This is a genomic window from Enterobacter sp. PI-10 (assembly GCF_027947695.1).
Lineage (GTDB): Bacteria > Pseudomonadota > Gammaproteobacteria > Enterobacterales > Enterobacteriaceae > Enterobacter > Enterobacter vonholyi.
In genome coordinates this window covers 195,137-218,445 of sequence record NZ_JAJNOG010000006.1, presented here as the reverse complement: position 1 = coordinate 218,445, position 23,309 = coordinate 195,137, and the positions used below count along the sequence as shown (strand labels likewise).

General features: G+C 56.4%; 17 protein-coding genes and 3 tRNA genes. 14 read left to right on the top strand and 6 right to left on the bottom strand.

The features are described 5' to 3' along the window. Positions 1 to 109: 109 nt before the first annotated feature. The 10 genes from lgt (at position 110) to recD (ending at position 15,457) form a co-directional block, all read left to right on the top strand. Positions 110 to 985: a prolipoprotein diacylglyceryl transferase gene (gene lgt, locus LRM19_RS14960; protein ID WP_127732210.1), complete on the top strand. Its 876-nt coding sequence runs from the start codon at positions 110 to 112 to the stop codon at positions 983 to 985. 6 nt (positions 986 to 991) lie between these two features. After that, positions 992 to 1,786: a thymidylate synthase gene (gene thyA / locus LRM19_RS14955; protein ID WP_111966081.1), complete on the top strand. Its 795-nt coding sequence runs from the start codon at positions 992 to 994 to the stop codon at positions 1,784 to 1,786. A gap of 184 nt (positions 1,787 to 1,970) precedes the next feature. Next, complete coding sequence (locus LRM19_RS14950; protein WP_111966104.1) at positions 1,971 to 2,435, top strand: prepilin peptidase-dependent protein; 465 nt, start codon at positions 1,971 to 1,973, stop codon at positions 2,433 to 2,435. Continuing rightward, positions 2,426 to 2,986, top strand: a complete 561-nt coding sequence (locus LRM19_RS14945; RefSeq protein WP_271369240.1) for a prepilin peptidase-dependent protein — start codon at positions 2,426 to 2,428, stop codon at positions 2,984 to 2,986. Before LRM19_RS14950 ends, LRM19_RS14945 begins: the two co-directional genes overlap by 10 nt. Continuing rightward, complete coding sequence (locus LRM19_RS14940; RefSeq protein ID WP_127732206.1) at positions 2,983 to 3,384, top strand: DUF2509 family protein; 402 nt, start codon at positions 2,983 to 2,985, stop codon at positions 3,382 to 3,384. Before LRM19_RS14945 ends, LRM19_RS14940 begins: the two co-directional genes overlap by 4 nt. Continuing rightward, positions 3,369 to 3,692 (top strand): prepilin-type N-terminal cleavage/methylation domain-containing protein, encoded by a 324-nt coding sequence (locus LRM19_RS14935; RefSeq protein WP_133295081.1) that lies wholly within the window; start codon positions 3,369 to 3,371, stop codon positions 3,690 to 3,692. The genes LRM19_RS14940 and LRM19_RS14935 overlap by 16 nt, the downstream gene beginning before the upstream one ends. A 12-nt stretch (positions 3,693 to 3,704) precedes the next feature. Continuing rightward, entirely contained in the window at positions 3,705 to 7,079 is a 3,375-nt protein-coding gene (gene recC / locus LRM19_RS14930; protein ID WP_271369239.1) for an exodeoxyribonuclease V subunit gamma, read from the top strand. 139 nt (positions 7,080 to 7,218) lie between these two features. Continuing rightward, positions 7,219 to 10,101, top strand: a complete 2,883-nt coding sequence (gene ptrA / locus LRM19_RS14925; RefSeq protein WP_271369238.1) for a pitrilysin — start codon at positions 7,219 to 7,221, stop codon at positions 10,099 to 10,101. Then, entirely contained in the window at positions 10,098 to 13,640 is a 3,543-nt protein-coding gene (gene recB, locus LRM19_RS14920) for an exodeoxyribonuclease V subunit beta (RefSeq protein ID WP_271369237.1), read from the top strand. The genes ptrA and recB overlap by 4 nt, the downstream gene beginning before the upstream one ends. Next, positions 13,637 to 15,457, top strand: a complete 1,821-nt coding sequence (recD, locus tag LRM19_RS14915; protein ID WP_271369236.1) for an exodeoxyribonuclease V subunit alpha — start codon at positions 13,637 to 13,639, stop codon at positions 15,455 to 15,457. The genes recB and recD overlap by 4 nt, the downstream gene beginning before the upstream one ends. A 34-nt stretch (positions 15,458 to 15,491) precedes the next feature. Here the strand turns inward: recD and argA are convergent, their stop codons facing one another. Then, positions 15,492 to 16,823 carry an amino-acid N-acetyltransferase gene (gene argA, locus LRM19_RS14910; RefSeq protein WP_008499655.1) on the bottom strand — a complete coding sequence of 444 codons (1,332 nt, stop codon included), beginning with the start codon at positions 16,821 to 16,823 and terminating at the stop codon, positions 15,492 to 15,494. Positions 16,824 to 17,050: 227 nt separating this feature from the next. On the opposite strand from argA, the gene amiC reads away from it, so the two are divergent. Then, positions 17,051 to 18,304 carry an N-acetylmuramoyl-L-alanine amidase AmiC gene (gene amiC, locus LRM19_RS14905; protein WP_023309036.1) on the top strand — a complete coding sequence of 418 codons (1,254 nt, stop codon included), beginning with the start codon at positions 17,051 to 17,053 and terminating at the stop codon, positions 18,302 to 18,304. Between the two features lie 87 nt (positions 18,305 to 18,391). Here amiC and LRM19_RS14900 read toward each other — a convergent pair. The 3 genes from LRM19_RS14900 to LRM19_RS14890 all read right to left on the bottom strand — a co-directional run bounded on the left by LRM19_RS14900 (position 18,392) and on the right by LRM19_RS14890 (position 18,711). Continuing rightward, a tRNA-Met gene (locus LRM19_RS14900) sits at positions 18,392 to 18,468 on the bottom strand. Positions 18,469 to 18,512: 44 nt separating this feature from the next. Continuing rightward, a tRNA-Met gene (locus LRM19_RS14895) sits at positions 18,513 to 18,589 on the bottom strand. A 45-nt stretch (positions 18,590 to 18,634) separates the two neighbouring features. Continuing rightward, positions 18,635 to 18,711 (bottom strand) — tRNA-Met (locus LRM19_RS14890). A 208-nt stretch (positions 18,712 to 18,919) separates the two neighbouring features. Between LRM19_RS14890 and mltA the strand changes: the two genes are divergently transcribed. Both mltA and tcdA read left to right on the top strand, forming a co-directional pair. Beyond that, a complete protein-coding gene (gene mltA, locus LRM19_RS14885; protein WP_111965423.1) occupies positions 18,920 to 20,017 on the top strand; it encodes a murein transglycosylase A in 1,098 nt (365 codons plus the stop codon). A 75-nt stretch (positions 20,018 to 20,092) separates the two neighbouring features. Next, positions 20,093 to 20,899 carry a tRNA cyclic N6-threonylcarbamoyladenosine(37) synthase TcdA gene (gene tcdA, locus LRM19_RS14880; RefSeq protein WP_271369235.1) on the top strand — a complete coding sequence of 269 codons (807 nt, stop codon included), beginning with the start codon at positions 20,093 to 20,095 and terminating at the stop codon, positions 20,897 to 20,899. Here tcdA and csdE read toward each other — a convergent pair. Both csdE and csdA read right to left on the bottom strand, forming a co-directional pair. Further along, positions 20,890 to 21,336, bottom strand: a complete 447-nt coding sequence (gene csdE, locus LRM19_RS14875) for a cysteine desulfurase sulfur acceptor subunit CsdE (protein WP_115876194.1) — start codon at positions 21,334 to 21,336, stop codon at positions 20,890 to 20,892. The genes tcdA and csdE overlap by 10 nt on opposite strands. Further along, complete coding sequence (gene csdA / locus LRM19_RS14870; protein WP_271369234.1) at positions 21,336 to 22,541, bottom strand: cysteine desulfurase CsdA; 1,206 nt, start codon at positions 22,539 to 22,541, stop codon at positions 21,336 to 21,338. Before csdA ends, csdE begins: the two co-directional genes overlap by 1 nt. Positions 22,542 to 22,733: 192 nt before the next feature. On the opposite strand from csdA, the gene LRM19_RS14865 reads away from it, so the two are divergent. Continuing rightward, positions 22,734 to 22,961, top strand: coding sequence for a YgdI/YgdR family lipoprotein (locus tag LRM19_RS14865; protein WP_008499648.1), 228 nt, complete (start codon positions 22,734 to 22,736; stop codon positions 22,959 to 22,961). Positions 22,962 to 23,309: the final 348 nt, after the last annotated feature.

The following is a 23,309-nucleotide window of genomic DNA, read 5'->3' as shown; positions in this document are numbered from 1 at the left end:
CGCGCCCGCCTTATGCTATGATTCGCAACTTTGGAGCCTCTGCTTACGGCAGAATCGCATTTCTACCGCTGTCCACTTTCAGCGGAATAACAACATCTTGTGGTGACAGATGAACAGTGGTTATCTGCATTTTCCGGAATTTGATCCGGTCATTTTCTCAGTAGGACCTGTTTCGCTTCACTGGTACGGTCTGATGTACCTGGTGGGCTTCATTTTTGCCATGTGGCTCGCTGGCCGTCGCGCCAGTCGTCCCGGCAGCGGCTGGACGAAAAACGAAGTTGAAAACCTGCTCTATGCGGGCTTCCTCGGCGTGTTCCTCGGTGGCCGTATTGGGTACGTGCTGTTCTATAACTTCCCTGTATTCCTGAACGATCCCCTCTACCTGTTCCGCGTCTGGGACGGCGGCATGTCCTTCCACGGCGGCCTGATTGGGGTGATCCTGGTGATGGTGATTTTTGCCAAACGCACCAAACGCAACTTCTTCCAGGTTTCGGATTTTATCGCGCCGCTGATCCCGTTTGGTCTGGGTGCCGGTCGTCTGGGTAACTTTATCAACGGTGAGCTGTGGGGCCGCGTCGACCCGAGCGTGCCTTATACGATGCTGTTCCCGGGCTCCCGCGCGGAAGATATCGCGCTGCTGCCATCACATCCGGAGTGGCAGTCCATTTTCGATACCTACGGCGTTCTGCCGCGCCATATGTCTCAGCTGTACGAGCTGGCGCTGGAAGGCGTTGTGCTGTTTATCATTCTCAACCTGTTTATCCGCAAACCGCGTCCGATGGGCGCTGTCTCCGGCCTGTTCCTTATTGGCTACGGCGCATTCCGTATTATCGTCGAGTTCTTCCGTCAGCCAGACGCACAGTTTACCGGCGAATGGGTACAGTACATCAGCATGGGGCAGATCCTCTCCATACCGATGATTGTCGCGGGTACCATTATGATGATTTGGGCTTATCGTCGTCGTCCACAGCAACAAATTTCCTGAGGAACCATGAAACAGTATCTTGAATTGATGAAAAAAGTGCTCGACGAGGGCACGCCGAAAAACGACCGCACCGGCACCGGTACGCTCTCCATTTTTGGCCACCAGATGCGCTTCAACCTGCAAGAAGGCTTCCCTCTGGTGACGACAAAGCGCTGCCACCTGCGCTCGATCATTCATGAACTGCTCTGGTTCCTGCAAGGCGATACCAACATAGCGTATCTGCACGAAAATAACGTCTCAATCTGGGACGAATGGGCAGATGAAAATGGCAACCTGGGCCCGGTTTACGGCAAGCAGTGGCGCGCATGGCCAACGCCTGATGGCCGCCATATTGACCAGATCACCACCGTGATGAACCAGCTGAAAAACGATCCGGACTCGCGCCGCATCATCGTTTCCGCCTGGAACGTCGGCGAGCTGGATAAAATGGCGCTGGCACCGTGCCATGCGTTCTTCCAGTTCTATGTGGCGGATGGGAAGCTCTCCTGCCAGCTCTACCAGCGCTCCTGTGACGTGTTCCTCGGCCTGCCGTTTAACATTGCCAGCTATGCGCTGTTGGTCCACATGATGGCGCAGCAGTGCGATCTGGAAGTGGGGGATTTTGTCTGGACCGGAGGGGATACCCATCTTTACAGCAACCATATGGAACAGACGCATCTCCAGCTGACGCGCGAACCGCGTGCGCTGCCGAAGCTGGTTATCAAGCGCAAACCGGCATCAATCTTCGATTACCGCTTTGATGATTTCGAAATTGAGGGCTACGACCCACATCCGGGCATCAAAGCGCCCGTCGCTATCTGATGCGATAAAGCGTGACACAACCGGTGCTGTTTAGCGCCGGTTTTTTTTCGCCTATATCCCGTTTCCCGAAGCGCTATCCAGAAAGCGTGCAACGCGCTGCAACTCTTCCAATTCTCCGGATAACGCCTCGTAAAACGATATTTCGATGCTCGTCATGTTCACGGTGCTTCGCCACACTCCCGGTATGAAAAAAGAGAACGGTTTTACGCTTATCGAAACGCTGGTCGCCATATCGCTTGTCGTTATTCTTAGTGCCTCAGGGCTGTACGGATGGGACAGCTGGCAGCGGCAGCAGCGGCTGTGGCAAACCGCCAGTCAGGTGCGAGATTACCTGCTTTTTCTACGCAATCATGCCAACCGCTACAACCGCGACCATCAAATTACCCATCAGCGGGTGGGAGGCCGGGACTGTCTGGTGAGCTCTGCCGCCCAAGGCTGTGAGAAGGGCAGTCCCTTTGTGCTGATACCACTCTGGCCTGAAGTCGCGATCGGCGAGGTAACGCCGTCGCTCGCGTTCTATGGATTAAGGGATACGGCGTGGGCAGGGCGGATACGCGTTCAAAGCCGTGCAGGAGAGTGGTTGATTATTGTCTCAAATGGAGGACGCATCAGGATGTGTAAGGTCATTGGGGGAGGTTCATGTCGATGAGGCAGCGTGGTTTCTCGCTGACTGAAGTTCTGATTGCTACGGCGATTAGCAGCCTTTTGCTGATAAGCGCATCGCGATTTTTACCCGGCTTGCAGCGAGCGGTCTTAGTGCAATCCGGCCAGAGAGAACTAGAGGAAGAGGTCTGGCATCATCTGTTTTCCGTGGGCAAACAGCTTCAGCGTGCGGGGTACTGCGCGGGAAACTGTCAGGGGCAGGCGCTGGTGACCGCGAGGCTTGGAAGTTGCGTCATTGTGCGGTCGGACGCCAACAGTAACGGCAGCTGGGATAACAGCGCATCAGAAAATGACAGCACCGGTTTTCGTCTGGAGTCGGGGGCGCTGGAAACCCTGCGTGGAGCGACCTCATGTGAAGGAAAAGGATGGGAAAAGCTTACTGACCCGAGCAGGCTTACGATCGCGCATTTTGTGGTAAGAACAGTGGAGCATGCCGGTTTTGCGCCTGAGGTGAATATCGAAATGGCGGCGATTCGCAAAGGCGAGAAGGGGGAGCCCTGGCAGGCGTGGTATACGGTCACGGGATACAACCTTTGAATCGTCAACGCGGCATATCTTCGCTGGCGCTGGTTCTGCTTTTACTGGTGCTCGGGACACTGATCCTCACGGGTCTCAATCAGCAGCTCATAACGTTTAGCGCGCTCGTTGGCGGCGAGAGCCGCTCGCTTCAGCAGCAGGCGACGGTACAGTCAGCGCTTGAGTGGGGACGGGTTCAGAGCTGGTCGTCAGAGCCCCAGATTCAGTGCAAAAAGACACCTGCGTGGCGAGTGTGTTTGCGCCAGCTGAGTGAGGGGCGCGCGTTACTGATTGCCGGAGACAGCGGCCTGCTGCTCTGGCGCGCAGCAGAGATTGTCGACGGGGAAGTTCGCTTTTTGCCTCACGGCTGGAGTGATTTTTGTCCCCTTAAGGAGAGCGCGTTATGCCAGCTGCCGTGAGCAAAGAAAAAGGGTTTAGCATGGTGGAAGTCCTGCTGGCGATGATGCTGCTGGTGATCGTCGTGACGGCTTTGTCGGGTTATCACCGGGCGCTGGCGGCGCGGTTTACCCTGTTTAACCAGTATCGCCAGCTCTGGCACCATGCCTGGAATCAGTCTCAGCTCTCAACAAATGTTCTCCCTGCAGGCTGGCAGGCCAGTCGGGGGCAGACAACGCACGCAGGATGTGTCAGCATCACGGTTACACTTATTTCTCCTCTGGGGCGGCGCGGTGAGTTAACGCGTCTGCATTGCCCGGTTAGCCAGTAGTCGGGAGCGTCTATGTTAAGGGTCTACCACTCAAATCGTCTGGATGTGCTGGAAGCGCTGATGGAGTTTATCGTTGAGCGCGAGCGGCTTGACGATCCTTTTGAGCCTGAAATGGTGCTGGTGCAGAGCACCGGTATGGCACAGTGGCTGCAAATGTCGCTTTCCCGTAAATTTGGCATAGCCGCAAATATTGATTTCCCGCTGCCCGCGAGCTTTATCTGGGAGATGTTTGTACGCGTGTTGCCGGACATACCGGAGCAGAGCGCCTTCAACAAGCAGGCCATGAGCTGGAAGCTCATGGCGCTGCTGCCGGAAATGCTGCAGCATGATGAATTCGCCATGCTGCGCCACTACCTCAATGACGATACCGACAAGCGCAAGCTATTCCAGCTGGCGTCGCGTACTGCCGATCTCTACGACCAATACCTTGTTTACCGTTCTGACTGGTTAATTCGTTGGGAAGCGGGCGAGCTGGTTGAAGGTCTGCCGGAGGCGCAAATATGGCAGGCACCGCTGTGGAAAGCGCTGGTAGAGCATACGGAGAAACTTGGGCAGCCTAAGTGGCACCGTGCCAACCTGTACGATCGGTTTATTTCAATACTCGAAAATGCGACAGAGCGTCCAGCAAGACTACCGTCACGCGTTTTTATCTGCGGAATATCCGCATTACCCCCTGTCTATCTAAAGGCGTTGAATGCGCTGGGTAGACATATTGATATTCATATTTTGTTCACCAACCCTTGCCGACAGTATTGGGGGGATATCCTCGATGAACGCTGGCTTGCGCGTCTGGTAACTCGCCAACGAAAGCGCCTTTTTGAAGAACGGTCCGTCCCGCTGTTTAAGGACGGCTCGACTGCCGGGCAGCTTTTTGACGAAGATGGTATCCAGAACCTGCCCAATCCGCTGCTTGCCTCATGGGGGAAGCTGGGGCGTGACTACATTCACATGCTTTCAGACATCACTTCCTCAGGCGAAGGTGACGTGGATGCCTTTGTCGAGATCGCTCCGGACAGCCTGCTGCATAATATTCAGTTAGATATTCTGGATCTGGAAAACCGTGCCGTCATGGGCGTGACGGCGAACGAGTTCGAACGCAGCGACAGCAAGCGTAAGCTGGACGCTGACGATCGCAGCATCACGATCCATGTTTGCCATAGCCCTCAGCGTGAGGTCGAAGTGCTTCACGACCAGCTGCTGGCGATGCTGCAGGACGATCCCGAACTGACGCCACGTGATATCGTGGTAATGGTGGCGGATATCGACAGCTACAGTCCCTTTATTCAGGCCGTCTTTGGCAGCGCGACGGGCGAGCGATATCTTCCTTATGCTATTTCTGACCGTCGTGCCCGTCAGTCGCATCCGGCATTGCAGGCGTTTATCACTTTACTCTCACTGCCGGATAGCCGCTTTATCTCCGAAGATGTCCTGGCGTTACTGGATGTCCCCGTTCTGTCTGAACGCTTCAACATCAATGAAGAGGGGCTTCGCTACCTTCGCCAGTGGGTGAATGAGTCTGGCGTTCGCTGGGGTATCGATGACGATAACGTTCAGGAGTTCGAACTTCCTCCAACCGGGCAGCACACCTGGCGATTTGGCCTGACGCGTATGCTGCTGGGCTACGCCATGGAGAGCAGTCAGGGCGAGTGGAATGAGGTGCTGCCTTACGATGAGTCCAGCGGGTTAATTGCTGAACTGGTGGGGCATTTAGCATCGCTCCTGATGCAGCTTAACCGCTGGCGACACGAGCTGCTACAGCCGCGTCCACTTGAAGAATGGCTCCCGGTTTGCAGAGCGTTGCTTAATGATTTCTTCCTGCCGGACAATGACACCGAAGCGGCGATGGCGCTCATTGAAACGCAGTGGCAGGCTATCATCGACGAAGGCGTCAATTCCCACTATCAGGAGGCCATTCCGCTGTCGCTGTTGAGGGATGAGTTGACGCAGCGGCTTGACCAGGAGCGAATCAGCCAGCGTTTCCTGGCAGGCCCCATCAATATTTGCACCCTGATGCCAATGCGTTCTATCCCGTTTAAAGTGGTCTGTTTACTTGGCATGAACGACGGCGTTTATCCTCGCGCGCTCGCGCCGTTGGGGTTCGATTTGATGAGCGCAAATCCAAAACGGGGCGACCGTAGCCGCCGTGATGATGACCGATATCTCTTCCTTGAGGCGCTTATTTCCGCCCAGAGTAAGCTCTATATCAGCTATATCGGCCGTTCGATTCAGGACAACAGCGAGCGTTTCCCCTCCGTTCTGGTGCAGGAACTGGTGGATTATATCGGTCAGAGCCACTACCTGCCGGGGGATGAAGAGCGCAACTGCGATGAAAGCGAGAAGAGGGTGAAAGACCATATCACCTGTTTCCACAGCCGCATGCCGTTTGACCCGGTGAACTATACGGCCAGCGAGCGCCAGAGCTATGCGCAGGAGTGGCTGCCAGCGGCGAAAAAAGAGGGGAATGCGCATACCGATTTTATTCAGGAACTCGACCCTCGCCCTGTCGACACCCTGACCTTCGAGCAGCTTCAGCGGTTTTGGGCGCATCCGGTGCGCGCTTTCTTCCAGCAGCGACTACAGGTCAATTTCCGTTCTGAAGAGAGTGAAATTCCTGATGCAGAGCCGTTTACGCTGGAAGGTCTGGAGCGCTACCAGTTAAACCTGCAGCTGTTGAATGCGCTGGTTGAAGAGGAAGATGCTGAAAAACTTTACCGCCGCTACCGCGCTGCGGGACAGTTGCCTTATGGGGCGTTCGGGGAGATCGTCTGGGAGGCGCAGTGTCAGGAGATGACCGCTCTGGCAGAGCGCGTAAGAGCGTGCCGACAGCCAGGGAATAGTATTGAAATCGATCTCAACTGCAACGGGGTACAGCTCACAGGCTGGTTAACCCAGGTTCAGCAGGATGGGCTGCTTCGCTGGCGGCCTTCAATGCTTAGCGTTTCACAGGGTTTGCAACTCTGGCTGGAACATCTTGTCTACAGTGCGGGTGGGCATAAAGGCGAAAGCCGCATTTTCGTGCGCAAAGAGGGCGAATGGCGCTTCCCGCCAATGGAGTCTGATCAGGCGTTACGGTATCTGTCTTTGTACATTGATGGCTACCGCCAGGGAATGAACAAACCCCTCCTGCTACTGCCGGAAAGTGGCGGCGCCTGGATAAAAGCCTGTTATGACGCGCAGAATGATGCGATGTTAACGGATGAGGCTTCGCTGCAGAAAGCCCGCAGTAAGTTTATGCAGGCCTACGAAGGTAACATGATGGTGCGTGGCGAAGGTGAAGATGTCTGGTATCAGCGCTTATGGCGAACGCTTGAGCCAGAGTACTTTGAGGCTATTACGGAAGAGGCGCAGCGCTACCTGCTGCCGTTGTTTAAATTTAATCAGTCCTGAGCGCTGTATAAAAATTGCGCAGCTAAGGGTGTTCATTTATGATGCACTTCTTATCACGGACTGATGTACCCAAAGAAAGAGATGTTGGCGTGTCCAGCACGCAGTTTGTTAATGATGTAGCCGTGATAAAGAGGTCGTAATGCCAGGCAGCACCTTGTTTAAAGCGTTTGTTTTGTTTATTGCCCTTTGGGCGCCCGTCACTCACGCAGACTACGGTTGGCAACCCGTTCAGGAAACTATCCGTAAGAGCGAAAAAGATACCCGTCAATATCAGGCTATTCGTCTTGATAACGGCATGACCGTGCTGCTGGTTTCCGACCCGCAGGCGGTGAAATCCCTGTCGGCATTAGTGGTGCCGGTTGGGTCGCTGGAAGATCCTGACGCTCATCCTGGACTTGCACACTATCTGGAACATATGACGCTGATGGGGTCAAAAAAATACCCACAGCCAGATAGCCTGTCCGAATTTCTCAAGATGCATGGCGGTAGCCACAATGCCAGTACGGCACCGTACCGCACGGCCTTTTATCTCGAAGTCGAAAATGATGCGCTGGAAGGGGCAGTCGACCGTCTGGCTGATTCCATCGCCGCGCCGTTGCTGGATAAAAAATACGCCGATCGTGAACGCAATGCGGTGAATGCCGAGCTGACCATGGCCCGCACGCGAGACGGTATGCGCATGGCGCAGGTCAGCGCCGAGACCATCAACCCGGCGCACCCGGGTTCGCGCTTCTCCGGCGGTAACCTCGAAACCTTGAGCGACAAACCGAATAGCCCGGTGCTGGATGCCCTGCACGCGTTTCGCGATAAATACTACTCCGCCAACCTGATGAAAGCGGTCATCTACAGCAATAAACCTTTGCCTGAGCTGGCAGACATGGCGGCCAAAACGTTTGGCCGGGTGCCGAATAAAAATATCGACCTGCCGCAAATAACCGTTCCGGTGGTCACGGACGCGCAAAAAGGTATCGTGATCCACTACGTTCCTGCCATGCCGCGCAAAGTGCTGCGCGTCGAATTCCGCATTGATAACAACACGGCTCAGTTTCGCAGTAAAACCGATGAGCTGGTGACCTACCTGATAGGTAACCGTAGCCTGGGTACGCTGTCTGACTGGCTGCAAAAGCAGGGGCTGGCGGAAGGTATTCGCGCCGATTCCGATCCGGTAGTGAACGGTAATAGCGGCGTACTGGCGATCTCCGCCACCCTGACCGACAAAGGGCTGGCCAACCGCGATGAAGTCGTGGCGGCTATCTTTAGCTACCTCGCTTTGCTGCGCGAGAGAGGCGTCGATAAGCGCTATTTTGATGAACTCGCGCACGTGCTGGATCTCGACTTCCGCTACCCATCCATAACCCGCGACATGGACTATGTGGAGTGGCTGGCGGATACCATGATCCGCGTGCCGGTGGAACATACCCTCGACGCGGTAAATATTGCCGACCAGTATGATGCCGGGGCGGTAAAAGCCCGCCTGGCGATGATGACGCCGGAGAATGCCCGCATCTGGTACATCAGCCCGAACGAACCGCATAACAAGACGGCGTACTTTGTCGATGCCCCTTATCAGGTGGATAAAGTCAGCGCCCAGACCTTCGCCGACTGGCAGAAGAAGGCCGGGGAGATTGCGTTGAAGCTGCCGGAGCTGAACCCCTATATTCCGGATGATTTTTCGCTTATCAAAACGACGAAAGATTATCCGCATCCAGAACTCATCATTGATGAGCCAACGCTGCGCGTTGTGTATACCCCAAGCCGCTATTTTGCCAGTGAGCCAAAAGCCGATGTCAGCGTGGTGCTGCGTAACCCGAAAGCAATGAACAGCGCCAAAAATCAGGTGATGTTCGCACTCAATGACTATCTCGCCGGTATCGCTCTCGATCAGCTCAGCAACCAGGCCGCCGTGGGCGGGATCAGCTTCTCCACCAACGCCAATAACGGTTTGATGCTTAATGCAAACGGCTATACCCAGCGCTTGCCTCAGCTGTTCCAGGCCTTGCTGGAGGGCTACTTCAGCTACACGCCGACGGAAGAGCAGCTTGAGCAGGCTAAATCCTGGTATGCCCAGATGATGGATTCTGCCGAGAAGGGCAAGGCCTACGATCTTGCGCTTATGCCGGCGCAAATGCTGTCGCAGGTTCCTTATTTCCAGCGAGAGGAGCGCCGCGCGCTGCTGCCTTCCATCTCCTTAAAAGACGTGCTGGCGTACCGTGACGCGCTGAAAACCAACACGCGTCCGGAGTTCCTGATTATCGGCAACATGAGTGAGGAGCAGGCTAAAACCCTGGCGCAGAATGTTCGCACTCAGCTCGGCTCTAAAGGTGACGAATGGTGCCGCAACCAGGACGTGCTGGTTGAGAAAAAGCAAAATGTGATTTTTGAAAAGGCGGGTAACAGCACGGACTCCGCGCTGGCCGCGGTATTTGTGCCAACGGGCTATGATGAATTCGCCAGCTCGGCGCAGAGTGCCGTGCTGGGACAGATTATTCAGCCGTGGTTCTATAACCAGTTACGCACCGAGGAGCAGCTTGGCTACGCGGTATTTGCCTTCTCCATGAACGTCGGTCGTCAGTGGGGGCTGGGTTTCCTGCTGCAAAGCAGTGATAAACAACCGGCGTATCTCTGGCAGCGTTACCAGGCCTTCTTCCCGCAGGTGGAAGCAAAACTGCGTGCCATGAAGCCGGAAGAGTTTGCTCAGATCCAGCAGGCCGTCATCGCGCAGGTGATGCAGCCGCCGCAGACGCTGGGTGAAGAAGCCTCTCAGCTGAGCAAAGATTTCGATCGCGGTAATCTGAAATTTGATTCGCGTGATAAAGTAGTGGCCGAGATAAAACAGCTGACGCCGCAGAGGGTTGCCGACTTCTTCCATCAGGCGGTCATTAAGCCGCAGGGAATCACCATCCTGTCTCAGGTTTCCGGTAGCCAGAACGGGAAAACGGAGTACGTGAACCCGAAAGGCTGGAAAGTCTGGAATAGCGTCAGCGCGCTGCAGCAATCTATGCCCTGGAGTAAGAAAGAATGACCGATACCGCTGAGTCCCTTGATCCCTTACGTTTACCTCTGCAGGGTGAACGATTGATTGAAGCCTCAGCGGGAACGGGAAAAACCTTCACCATTGCCGCCCTCTATCTGCGCCTGCTGTTAGGGCTTGGCGGCAACGCAGCTTTTCCACGCCCTTTGAGCGTGGAAGAGCTGCTGGTGGTCACCTTCACCGAGGCCGCTACCGCGGAGCTGCGGGGCCGTATTCGTACCAATATCCACGAGCTGCGCATCGCCTGTCTGCGTCAGAGCACGGATAACCCTCTCTACGCCAGCCTTCTGGAAGAGATTGCCGATAAGCAGCAGGCAGCCCAGTGGCTGCTGCTCGCTGAACGGCAGATGGACGAAGCGTCCGTCTTTACCATTCACGGTTTTTGTCAGCGCATGCTGAGCCTGAATGCGTTCGAGTCCGGAATGCTGTTCGAACAGCAGCTCATTGAAGATGAATCCGTGCTTCGCTATCAGGCCTGCGCGGATTTCTGGCGTCGCCACTGCTATCCCTTACAGCGTGATATTGCCGAAGCGGTACACGCGCTCTGGAAAGGCCCGGAAGCGCTGCTGCGCGCGATCGATCGTTATCTGCAGGGCGAAGCGCCGGTAATCAAATCCCCGCCGCCGGCAGATGAAACCCTGGCCTCGCGGCATGAAAAAATTATCGCGAAAATTGCGGATATCAAGCAAAAATGGATGGAGTCAGTCGGTGAGATTGACGCCATCATCGAAAATTCCGGCATCGATCGTCGCAAGTTCAACCGCGGCAATCAGGGGAAATGGATCGACAAGATCAGCGTCTGGGCGCAAGAAGAGACGCGGGGCTATCAGCTCCCGGACGCGCTGGAGAAATTCTCCCAGCGTTTCCTGGCTGAGCGGACCAAAGCCGACGGCATTGTGCCTGAGCATACCCTGTTTGTGGCAATAGAAACCCTGCTGGCGGATAACCTTACGCTCAACGATCTGATGATCGCTCGCGCCATGACCGAAATTCGCGAAGCCGTGGCGCGCGAGAAACGCCGCCGGGGTGAACTGGGTTTCGACGATATGCTGAGCCGCCTTGATGCGGCGCTGTGCAGTGAAAACGGCGAAGCGCTTGCCGCCGCGATTCGCACCCGCTTCCCGGTTGCGATGATAGACGAATTTCAGGACACCGACCCTCAGCAGTACCGCATTTTCCGCCGTATCTGGCGCCAGCAGCCCGGCACCGCGCTACTGTTAATCGGCGATCCGAAACAGGCCATTTACGCCTTCCGCGGGGCGGATATTTTCACCTATATGAAAGCCCGCAGCGAGGTTGACGCGCACTACACGCTCGATACTAACTGGCGATCCTCTCCAGGCATGGTGGAGAGCGTCAACGCGCTCTTTAGCCGCATGGATATGGCGTTTATGTTCCGGGAGATCCCGTTTCAGCCGGTAAAATTTGCCCCGAAAAATGCCTCGCTGCGCTTCGAGTTTAACGGCGTGACGCAGCCTGCCATGAACTTCTGGCTGCTGAATGGGGAAGGCTGCGGCGTTGCCGACTATCAAAATGCCATGGCCCAGCACTGTGCTGCGCAAATCCGTGACTGGCTCAGTGCCGGGGCGAGGGGCGAGGCGCTGCTGTGGAAGGGGGATAACCCCACCCCGGTAAAGGCATCGGATATTACGGTGCTGGTGCGCAGCCGTCAGGAGGCCGCATTAATCCGAGACGCCCTGACGTTACTGAATATTCCCTCCGTCTATCTATCGAACCGTGACAGCGTCTTTGAAACGCTTGAGGCGCAAGAGATGTTATGGCTGCTCCAGGCCGTGCTGGCCCCGGAGCGGGAAAGTACATTGCGTAGCGCATTAGCCAGCGCGATGCTCGGACTGAACGCGCGGGATATAGATGCGCTCAACAATGACGAAGCCGCGTGGGATGCTGTGGTAGAGGAGTTTGTGCGCTACCGCGAAAAATGGCAGAAGCGTGGAGTTATGGCGATGGTGCGCGAGCTCATGGCACAGCGCCACATTGCGGAGAATATGCTGGCTACCGCAGGCGGCGAGCGCCGTTTGACCGATATTTTGCACATCAGCGAACTCTTGCAGGAAGCGGGTACGCAGCTGGAGAGCGAGCACGCCCTGGTGCGCTGGCTGGCGCAGCAGATTGCCGATCCGAACAGCAATTCATCCAGCCAGCAGATGCGCCTCGAGAGTGATAAACATCTGGTGCAGATCGTCACCATTCACAAGTCGAAAGGCCTGGAATATCCGCTGGTCTGGCTGCCGTTTATCGCCAATTACCGCGTGCAGGATCAGGCTTTTTACCACGATCGCGAGTCATTCGAGGCGGTGCTCGATCTCAGCAACGCGGAGTCCAGCGTTGAGCTGGCCGAAGCCGAGCGTCTGGCGGAAGACCTGCGCCTGCTTTACGTGGCGCTGACCCGTTCGGTATGGCACTGCAGCCTGGGCGTTGCGCCGCTGTTCCGTCGCCGTGGCGAAAAGACCGGGGAGAGCGATTTTCATCTGAGCGCGCTGGGGCGGCTTATTCAACAGGGTGAGCCCAAAGACGCGGCGGGCCTGCGCCAGTGCATCGAATCGCTTTGCACTGAGCATGTTGCCCTGCATATTCCATCGCTGCCCGATAACAGCCGCTGGCACATGCCGGATCCGCACGAGTCAGATCTCCATGCCCGTCAGGTGGTACGTACCATTGCCGACGACTGGCGCGTTACCAGCTACTCCGGCTTACAGCAGCACGGGCAGAGTATTGCGCAGGATCTGATGCCAAAACTGGACGTGGATGCCGCAGGCGCCGGTAGCGTGCCGGCTGAGCCTGTGTTGACGCCGCACCAGTTCCCTCGCGGCGCTTCTCCGGGCACGTTTTTGCACAGCCTGTTTGAAGAGCTGGATTTCACCCAGCCGGTTTCCGAAGAGTGGGTGCTGAAGATGTTACAGAGCGGTGGTTACGACGCACAGTGGCAGCCGGTTCTCACCGACTGGATCCGCGCGGTTCTGCACGCGCCGCTCACGACGCAGGGTATTTCGCTGAATCAGTTGACCGCCAAAGATAAGCAGGTGGAGATGGAGTTTTATCTCCCCATCGCCAGCCCGCTCAGGGCCGAGGCGCTTGATGCGCTGATCCGCGAGTACGATCCGCTATCTGTCGGATGCCCGCCGCTGAATTTCCGCCAGGTGCAGGGGATGCTCAAAGGCTTTATCGACCTGGTTTTCCGCCACGAAGGACGCTACTACCTGCTGGATTACAAATCGAACTGGCTCGGTGACAGCAGCGAAGCCTATACCCAACAGGCGATGGCGTCGGCAATGCAACTGCATCGCTACGATCTGCAGTACCAGCTTTACACCCTGGCGCTGCACCGTTACCTGCGCCATCGCATGGCCAATTACCGTTACGAAGCGCATTTTGGCGGCGTGATTTACCTGTTCCTGCGCGGCGTGGATGCTAACGACCCGCGTTCCGGCATCTTTAGCACGCGTCCGGCTGAGGAACTGATTGAAAAAATGGATAACCTGTTTGCTGCGAGCACGGAGGAGGTGGCATGACGATGCAGGCGCTACTGCTGGACGCGGTTGAACAACGATTACTGCGCCACCTGGACGTGCAGTTTGCCATGATGGTGGCAGGTGAGGAGCCTGCCGTCATGCTTGCCGCAGCCATTCTTAGCAAAGACGCGGGGGAAGGGCACGTGTGCCTGCCGCTGTCGCGTCTGGCGGTGGATGAGAAAATGCCGCCAGCTTTACAGGCGTGTTTCGCGCAGCTCGGTGACGCCGTTGACTGGCAGGAGATATTACTCGGCTCGCCTGCCGTAAGCGGAGCCGATACCGGGACGCCGATGATCCTTGTCGGCGAACGTTTGTATCTTAACCGGCTGTGGCGTAACGAACTGACGGTGGCGCGCTTCTTCAGCGAGAGCAACGCGCCGCTTCCCTGCGATGAAACGCAGCTCCGGCAAACGCTGGATACGCTGTTTATATCTGACGATGCGACAGACTGGCAGAAAGTGGCAGCTGCCGTGGCGTTAACGCGTCGGATCTCGGTCATTTCTGGCGGTCCGGGCACCGGGAAAACGACCACCGTGGCAAAACTGCTCGCCGCGCTGATTCAGTTATCGGGGGAGCAAAAGTGCCGTATTCGCCTGGCGGCCCCAACCGGTAAAGCCGCTGCGCGTCTTACGGAGTCGTTAGGCGGCGCGCTGCAAAAGCTGCCGCTTACCGGGGAGCAGCTTGCGCTTTTTCCCAATGAAGCCAGCACGCTGCACCGTTTGCTTGGCGCACAGCCTGGCAGCCAGCGTCTGCGCTACCATGCCGGTAACCCGCTGCACCTGGATGTGCTGGTGGTGGATGAAGCCTCAATGATTGATCTGACGATGATGTCGCGTTTGATTGATGCGCTACCGCCGCACGCGCGCGTCATTTTCCTCGGCGATCGTGACCAGCTTGCCTCCGTAGAGGCGGGGGCAGTGCTGGGCGATATTTGCACCTATGCCAGCCTGGGATATACCGCTGAACGCGCTCAGGAGTTAGCCCGTCTTACCGGATGTACGCTCACCTCTGAAAGCCACTCTCTTGCAGGCGCGCTGCGCGACAGCCTGTGTCTGCTGCAGAAAAGCTACCGTTTCGGCAGCGATTCCGGAATCGGCCAGCTTGCGGCGGCCGTAAACCGGGGAGACAGACACGCCACCTCAGCGGTGTTTGCCGGAACCTTTACGGATATTGAGAAAAAATCGCTGCAAAACGGGGAAGAGTATCAGGCGATGCTGGACGACGCTCTGCAGGGGTATCAGCACTTTCTGACAAGCGTACAAAAGCAAAGTGCGCCTGAGCAGATCATTGCCGCGTTTGGCGAATACCAGCTGCTCTGTGCGCTGAGGGAAGGCCCCTTTGGCGTCCGGGGTCTCAACGACAGGCTGGAACAGCTGCTGGCGCAAAAACGCAAAATTAACCGTACCCCGCATTCGCGCTGGTATGAAGGGCGACCGGTGATGATCTCCCGTAACGACAGCGCGCTGGGGTTGTTTAACGGGGATATCGGGATTGCGCTCGACTGCGGTCAGGGACTACGCGTCTGGTTCCAGATGCCGGACGGGAGCGTGAAGTCCTTCCAGCCGAGCCGTTTGCCCGAGCATGAAACCGCCTGGGCGATGACGGTGCATAAATCCCAGGGCTCCGAATTTAACCATGCGGCGCTGATCCTGCCTACGCAGCTTTCACCCGTTATTACCCGCGAACTGATCTATACCGCCATTACGCGCGCGCGTCAGCGCCTGTCGCTTTATGCCGATGAACGGGTGCTGGTGCAGGCGATCGCCACCCGTACGGAACGCCGAAGCGGGCTGAGCGCGATATTTGAGTCCCTCTGAACGAAAGCCCTCGCCGGACGGTGAGGGCGTAGTATCATCCAAGGTCCGCCATCAGCACTTTTGAACGACGCTGATAGTTGTACATTTCTTTCTTTGTTTCCGGCAGGGAATCAATATCCACCGGCGTGAAGCCGCGCTCCTGGAACCAGTGAATGCTGCGCGTCGTCAGGACGAACAGCTTGCTCAGCCCCATCTGGCGCGCCTGTGCCGCCACGCGCTCAAGCAGCATTTCACCGCGTGAAGAGCTACGGTAATCAGGATGCACCGCCACGCAGGCCATTTCACCGATCTTCTCTTCCGGGAACGGATAGAGCGCGGCGCAGGCGATGGTCAGGTTATCGCGCTGAATAATGGTGAATTTGTCGATCTCCATCTCCAGCTGCTCGCGTGAACGACGCACCAGGATACCCTGCTGTTCCAGCGGGCGGATCAGCTCCAGAATGCCGCCGATGTCGTTGATGGTGGCGCGGCGGATCTGCTCCGCACTCTCCATCACAATCTGTGTACCAATACCGTCGCGGGAGAACAGCTCCTGCAGCAGGGCCCCGTCTTCCTGATAGCTGATAAGGTGGCTGCGGCGCACGCCGCTGCGGCAGGCCTTCACGGCGCCACGCAGGAACCGGACGGTGCCGGAGTGATAATCGCCTTCAGCTTCCAGCGCTTCCACGCGAGCCTGGGCTTCGTTCGGGAAGAGTTCCGGCACGATCGTTCCCTCATCGTTCACGACGCCCTGGGAGGAGCAGAACCCAATCATTTTTTCCGCCTTCAGCTTGATTGCCAGCTGCGTGGCAATCTCCTCGGACGTCAGGTTAAAGCTTTCGCCAGTCACGGAAACGGCGACCGGGCCCATCAGGACGATGGCTCCGCTGTCCAGCTGGCGGTGAATAGCTTCTTCATCAATACGACGAATGCGACCGCTGTGGCAGTAATCCACGCCATCGTCCACGCCGAGCGGCTGGGCAATGATAAAGTTGCCGCTCACGACGTTGATATGCGCGCCCTGCAGCGGCGTGTTGTTCAGGCTCATGGACAGGCGAGCGGTAATATCCAGCTGCAGCAGACCTGCCGCCTGTTTCACCAGCTCAAGGGTTTTGGCATCCGTGACGCGGGTATGTTTGTGGTAAATCGGCTCGTGGTGATGAGCGGCCAGGTTGGCGTCGATCTGCGGACGGGCGCCATAAACCACCACCAGGCGGATCCCGAGGCTGTGCAGCAGGCCAATGTCATTGACGATGCTGGAAAAATTTTCATGCTCAATGGCTTCGCCGCCAAGCATGATGACAAACGTTTTTCCCCGATGGGCGTTGATATAGGGAACAGAATGGCGGAATCCCTGGACCAGTTCGGTTCTACGTTCCTTCACCATGGCACAACCCTTAATGAATGTTTATTCGTAATTTATGTATTTTTATTCGATTGTGACCGCGTGTGCAAGCGCAAATTTTCCACGACCCACAGAATTTGGTAAGTAATCCGTGCGTTAGCGTATGATTGTTTACCCTTTTATAGATGACAGTTTATGCGTCATTCGTTAAAGTTTTCGGTCAATCTGGACATTTTGTATATCAGTCAGTGTTCTTGCTCGGGAGAAGCATGTCGGGATCCAATTCAGCAATAAGCCGCCGCCGTTTGTTAAAAGGGGCCGGGGCAATGTGGTTGCTTAGCGTCAGTCAGGTCGGTCTTGCCGCAACCAGTCAGGTGGTAGCGGTGCGCGTCTGGCCATCGTCGACCTATACGCGCGTGACGGTCGAATCCAATCGCGTGCTGAAATATAAGCAATTTGCCCTCAGCAACCCGGAACGCGTGGTGGTGGATCTCGAAGGCGTTAACCTCAACTCCGTGCTGAAAGGGATGGCGGCGCAGATCCGCGGCGACGATCCGTTTATTAAATCGGCGCGCGTCGGGCAGTTCGATCCGCAAACCGTGCGCATGGTGTTTGAGCTTAAGCAGAACGTGAAGCCGCAGCTGTTCGCCCTGGCGCCCGTCGCGACGTTTAAAGAGCGACTGGTCATGGATCTCTACCCGGCCAATGCGACGGATATTCAGGATCCGCTTCTCGCCCTGCTGGAGGATTACAACAAAGGCGATCTTCAGCGTCAGGTGCCGCCCGCGCAAAGTGGTCCGCAGCCGGGGAAAGCAGGGCGCGATCGTCCGATTGTGATCATGCTCGATCCTGGCCACGGCGGCGAAGACTCCGGCGCGGTGGGAAAATACCGTACGCGTGAAAAAGACGTGGTGCTGCAAATTGCCCGTCGCCTGAAGGCGTTGATTGATAAAGAAGGCAATATGCGCGCCTATATGACGCGCAATGAAGATATCTTTATTCCGCTGAAGGTCCGGGTGGCGAAAGCACAGAAGCAGCGCGCAGATTTGTTCGTGTCGATCCATGCGGATGCGTTTACCAGCCGCCAGCCAAGCGGTTCGTCCGTGTTCGCGCTCTCAACCAAAGGCGCGACCAGTACCGCCGCGAGATACCTTGCGGACACCCAGAACGCCTCGGACCTGATTGGTGGCGTAAGCAAAAGCGGCGATCGCTACGTCGACCACACCATGTTCGATATGGTGCAGTCGCTGACCATTAACGACAGCCTGAAGTTTGGTAAAGCGGTGCTGGGCAAGCTGGGGAACATCAATAAGCTGCATAAGAACAGCGTTGAACAGGCCGGATTTGCGGTACTCAAGGCGCCGGATATTCCGTCCATCCTGGTTGAAACCGCGTTTATCAGTAACGTGGAAGAGGAGCGTAAGCTCAAGACGGCAAAATTCCAGCAGGAGGTTGCAGAGTCGATTCTGGCAGGGATCCGTGCGTATTTCTCTGACGGGGCGACGCTGGCGCGGCGCGGATAACGCTTTCAGCCGGGTACACGCCCGGCAAATTCACAAACGACAGATACAAAAAAACACCCTTCAGGGTGTTTATTGTTTTAGAAGTGTTGGTTGCGGGGGCCGGATTTGAACCGACGACCTTCGGGTTATGAGCCCGACGAGCTACCAGGCTGCTCCACCCCGCGTCCGTCTTTCTACTCTTGTAGAAACTTACTTCTTCAAATTTGATTGGTTGCGGGGGCCGGATTTGAACCGACGACCTTCGGGTTATGAGCCCGACGAGCTACCAGGCTGCTCCACCCCGCGTCCGTCTTTCTACTGGTCGTAGAAGATACTTCATCAAATTTTAATTGGTTGCGGGGGCCGGATTTGAACCGACGACCTTCGGGTTATGAGCCCGACGAGCTACCAGGCTGCTCCACCCCGCGTCCGTGGATGCGCACTATACTCGGATAGACTTGTGATGCAACCCCTTTTTCACATTTATCATGATTTTGTATGTAAATTGAACGACATGGCGTTGTTTGGACTATTTTTTGCGCAAAATTTGCCAAAGGGCATGCGATCGCATTTCATTAGCCCTGGCGGTTTGTTATCTTCATCACGCGGAAATGGGCAACTTAAAGACGAGATATAATGAAAGGACGTTGGGCGAAGTATCTGATGACGGGCGCAATGGTAGCGATTCTTGCGGCCTGTTCTTCCAAACCGACCGATCGCGGTCAACAGTATAAAGACGGGAAGTTATCCCAGCCTTTCTCTTTAGTTAATCAGCCTGATGCTGTCGGCGCACCGATTAATGCCGGTGATTTCTCCGAGCAGGTCTACCAGATCCGCAACGCGTCGCCGCGTCTGTATGGCGCCCAGAGTAGCGTATATAACGCGGTCCAGGACTGGCTGAAAGCAGGCGGCGATACGCGCAATATGCGCCAGTTTGGTATCGACGCCTGGCAGATGGAAGGGGCCGATAACTACGGCAACGTCCAGTTTACCGGCTATTACACCCCAGTTATCCAGGCACGACACTCGCGTCAGGGCGAGTTCCAGTATCCTATCTACCGTATGCCGCCAAAACGCGGTCGCCTCCCGTCGCGCGCCGAGATCTACGCCGGTGCGCTGAGCGAAAACTACGTTCTGGCCTACAGCAACTCCCTGATGGATAACTTCATCATGGACGTTCAGGGCAGCGGCTACATTGATTTTGGCGACGGTTCGCCACTTAACTTCTTCAGCTATTCCGGTAAAAACGGCCATGCCTATCGCAGTATCGGCAAGGTGCTGATCGACCGCGGCGAAGTGAAGAAAGAAGATATGTCGATGCAGGCGATCCGCGAGTGGGGCGAGAAGCACAGCGAAGCCGAGGTGCGCGAGCTGCTTGAGCAGAACCCGTCGTTCGTCTTCTTTAAACCGCAAAACTTCGCGCCGGTGAAAGGGGCGAGCGCAGTTCCGCTGATTGGCCGCGCGTCGGTAGCATCCGATCGTTCGATTATTCCTGCAGGCACCACGCTGCTTGCTGAGGTCCCGCTGCTGGACAACAACGGCAAGTTCAACGGCCAGTATGAGCTGCGTCTGATGGTGGCGCTGGACGTCGGCGGGGCGATTAAAGGCCAGCACTTCGACATCTATCAGGGTATTGGCCCTGACGCAGGTCATCGCGCGGGCTGGTATAATCACTACGGACGCGTGTGGGTACTGAAGGCGGCGCCAGGTGCCGGAAACGTATTCAGCGGCTGATTGTGGTATTCTGAGCGCAATACGGATTACTGTTCAGGGTGAGGATAACCTCACCCTTTTTACATCTGAGGTTTTATGTCTGTGGTAATCAGCGACGCCTGGCGCCAGCGTTTTGGCGGGACGGCACGTTTATATGGTGAAAAAGCCCTGCAGCTGTTTGCGGATGCGCATGTCTGCGTCGTGGGCATTGGTGGTGTGGGGTCGTGGGCGGCAGAAGCGCTGGCAAGAACCGGTATTGGCGCAATCACCCTGATTGACATGGATGACGTTTGCGTCACCAACACCAACCGTCAAATCCACGCCCTGCTCGATAACGTCGGTCTGGCGAAGTCTGAGGTCATGGCGGAGCGTATCCGCCTGATCAACCCGGAATGTCAGGTTACGGTGATCGACGACTTTGTGACGGCAGATAACGTCGCGGAGTATATGAGCAAAGGCTACAGCTATGTGATTGACGCCATCGACAGCGTGCGGCCAAAAGCGGCGCTGATCGCCTACTGTCGTCGTTACAAGGTTCCCCTGGTGACGACGGGCGGCGCGGGCGGGCAAATCGACCCTACGCAGATCCAGGTAGCCGATCTGGCGAAAACCATTCAGGATCCGCTGGCGGCTAAGCTGCGTGAGCGCCTGAAGAGCGACTTTAACGTGGTGAAGAACAGCAAAGGCAAGCTGGGCGTTGACTGCGTGTTCTCGACCGAAGCGCTGGTCTACCCGCAGGCGGACGGCTCCGTGTGCGCGATGAAAAGCACGGCGGAAGGCCCAAAGAGAATGGATTGCGCCTCAGGCTTTGGCGCGGCCACGATGGTGACCGCTTCCTTTGGCTTTGTGGCGGTGTCACACGCCCTGAAGAAGATGATGGCGAAAGCGGAGCGTCAGGCCTGAGCCTGGCGTGCGGCGTCCTGCACGGCTTCGCTTAGCGCGATCAGCCCCTGACCGCGCGAGGCGCTGAGCTGCGCGCGCAGTCCCAGCTCATCAAATAATGCCAGCGGCGAATGGGCCAGCAGTTCCGCCGCGCTTTTTCCTTCAACAGCGGTCAACAATACGGCCAGCAGGCCCCGGACAATCCGGCCCTCGCTGTCGCCGAAGAAGTGCAGCTTTTCGCCGGAGACGCTCACGCCCAGCCAGACTCGGTTCTCACAGCCCGCAATCTCTTTCGCCTGCGCTTTGAGATCGTCTGAAAGGGCAGGGAGCTGTTTACCCAGCAGGATCAGCTGTCGATATTTATCTTCCCACTGCTGGAGCGGGGCGAAGGTCTGTTTCAAGGTCTCTTCTGTGATGACGGTGCCAAACGGATGTCCGGCTAAAGCAGCGCTAGTCATTAATCCACCAGTATTTCAAGGGCACGGTCAACGGCGGCAACCAGCGCGTCGACATCGCTTTGGGTATTATACGGCGCAAACGAGGCGCGCAGCGTACCGTTAACGCCAAGCGCCGCCAGCAGCGGCTGGGCGCAGTGCTGTCCGGCACGCAGGGCAATGCCATACCCGGCCAGCAGCGTCACCATGTCGCTGTGATGTACGCCCGCAAAATCAAAGGCGAGCAGGCTTGAGTCCTGAACGCGGAACGAGCGGAAGCCCGGGCGCTTTTTGAGTTCTTCCTCTGCCAGCGTCGCCAGCCCCCGGCTCCAGCTTTCAGCCTGAACAATGTCGATTTCAGCCAGCCACTCCAGCGCCGCGCTTAAGCCAATCACCCCCGCCACGTTCGGCGTACCGGCTTCCAGACGATAGGGGACGTCCTGCGTTTTGAAGCCCTCGAACGACACTTCGGTAATCATTTTGCCGCCACCAAGCCACGGCGTCATTTTTGCCAGCAGTTCTGGCTTGCCGTACAGCGCCCCAATACCGGTTGGCCCATAAAGTTTATGTGCTGAGAAGGCATAGAAGTCGATATCCAGCGCCTGCACGTCGGCGGGGAAGTGCACCACGCCCTGAGCGCCGTCGACCATCACCACCATCCCGCTGGCATGGGCTATGCGAATGGCCTGAGCCAGATCCGGGCAACCTCCCGTGACGTTCGACATCTGTCCGAGCGCCAGAATGCGGCTGCGGGAGGTAATCAGCTCGGGGAGGCGGGCCACATTTGGCAGAAGGTTTGCCCCCAGCGGAAGCTTCACCACGCGTGCGCCCGTCTGCTCGGCCACCATCAGCCACGGCACCAGGTTGGCGTGATGTTCCGCCTCGCTGACGACGATCTCATCGCCCGGCTGAAGCAGCGGGCGCGCGTAGCACTGGGCCACCATGTTGATGGCCTCGGTCGTGCCGCGTGTCCAGACGATGTTTTTCCCGCTTTCGGCATTGATCAGGCGAGCGACCTGATCGCGTGCCGCTTCATAGCGCGCGGTTAACCGCTGCGCTTCGGCAAACTGGCTGCGATGCACGTTCCCGGCGCTCAGGCTGTAGAACTGCTGCGTGGCCTCAATCACCGCCTGGGGCTTAAGGGCGGTGGCGGCGCTATCCAGATAAATACCGGCATCGGCCAGGGCCGGAAACTGTGCGCGGAACTGCGCAGGGCTGAAAGCGTTCATGGGATTCCTCATTTCAATATAGCGATCGTCGCGCAATTTCAGCTGCAGGGCAAGGAGGTTGATATCTATCAGAATTGTCTGCTTATCCTGATGACCCTAAAAAAGCAGGTTATGCTAAATAGTGTTAGGCGGATGTTTTAGCCTGTTATAAATCGAGGTTTGAATAGCATTAATTGCTAAAGGAGAATAATCATGAATAAGACAGCTGCAATCATTTCTGCCTGTGCGTTTACTTTTGCCCTGAGCGCCTGTTCTGGTAATAACTACGTGATGCACACCAACGATGGTCGTTCTATCGTTTCGGAAGGGAAACCGACTACCGATAATGATACCGGGATGATTTCGTACAAAGATGCTAACGGGAACAAGCAGCAGATCAACCGCACGGACGTGAAAGAGATGAAAGAGATCGAGCATTAACAGATCGCAAGCGAAAAAAAAGCACCGCAAATTGGCGGTGCTACATTAATCACTATGGACAGACAGGGTAAATGTACAGGAAGTGAAAAATTGGTAGCGTTGCTACCGTGGTCTGAATCGCAGACCAATTGCAAACACAACAACACAACATCACAACCGTAAGCCAAAAGCCCTTCAGAACACGCATTCCGAAAAAAGCTCTTCGTTCCGGCTCAGGAAGTGCCGCCACTATAGGTATTTGCTGGTAGTTCCTCAACGGACAAATTATAATGGCTCAGATAAAAAAAACTAATAGGTTAAACGTTGTTTCCTGTTTGTTAAAATCCGTTAACATCTAAGCCAGATAAC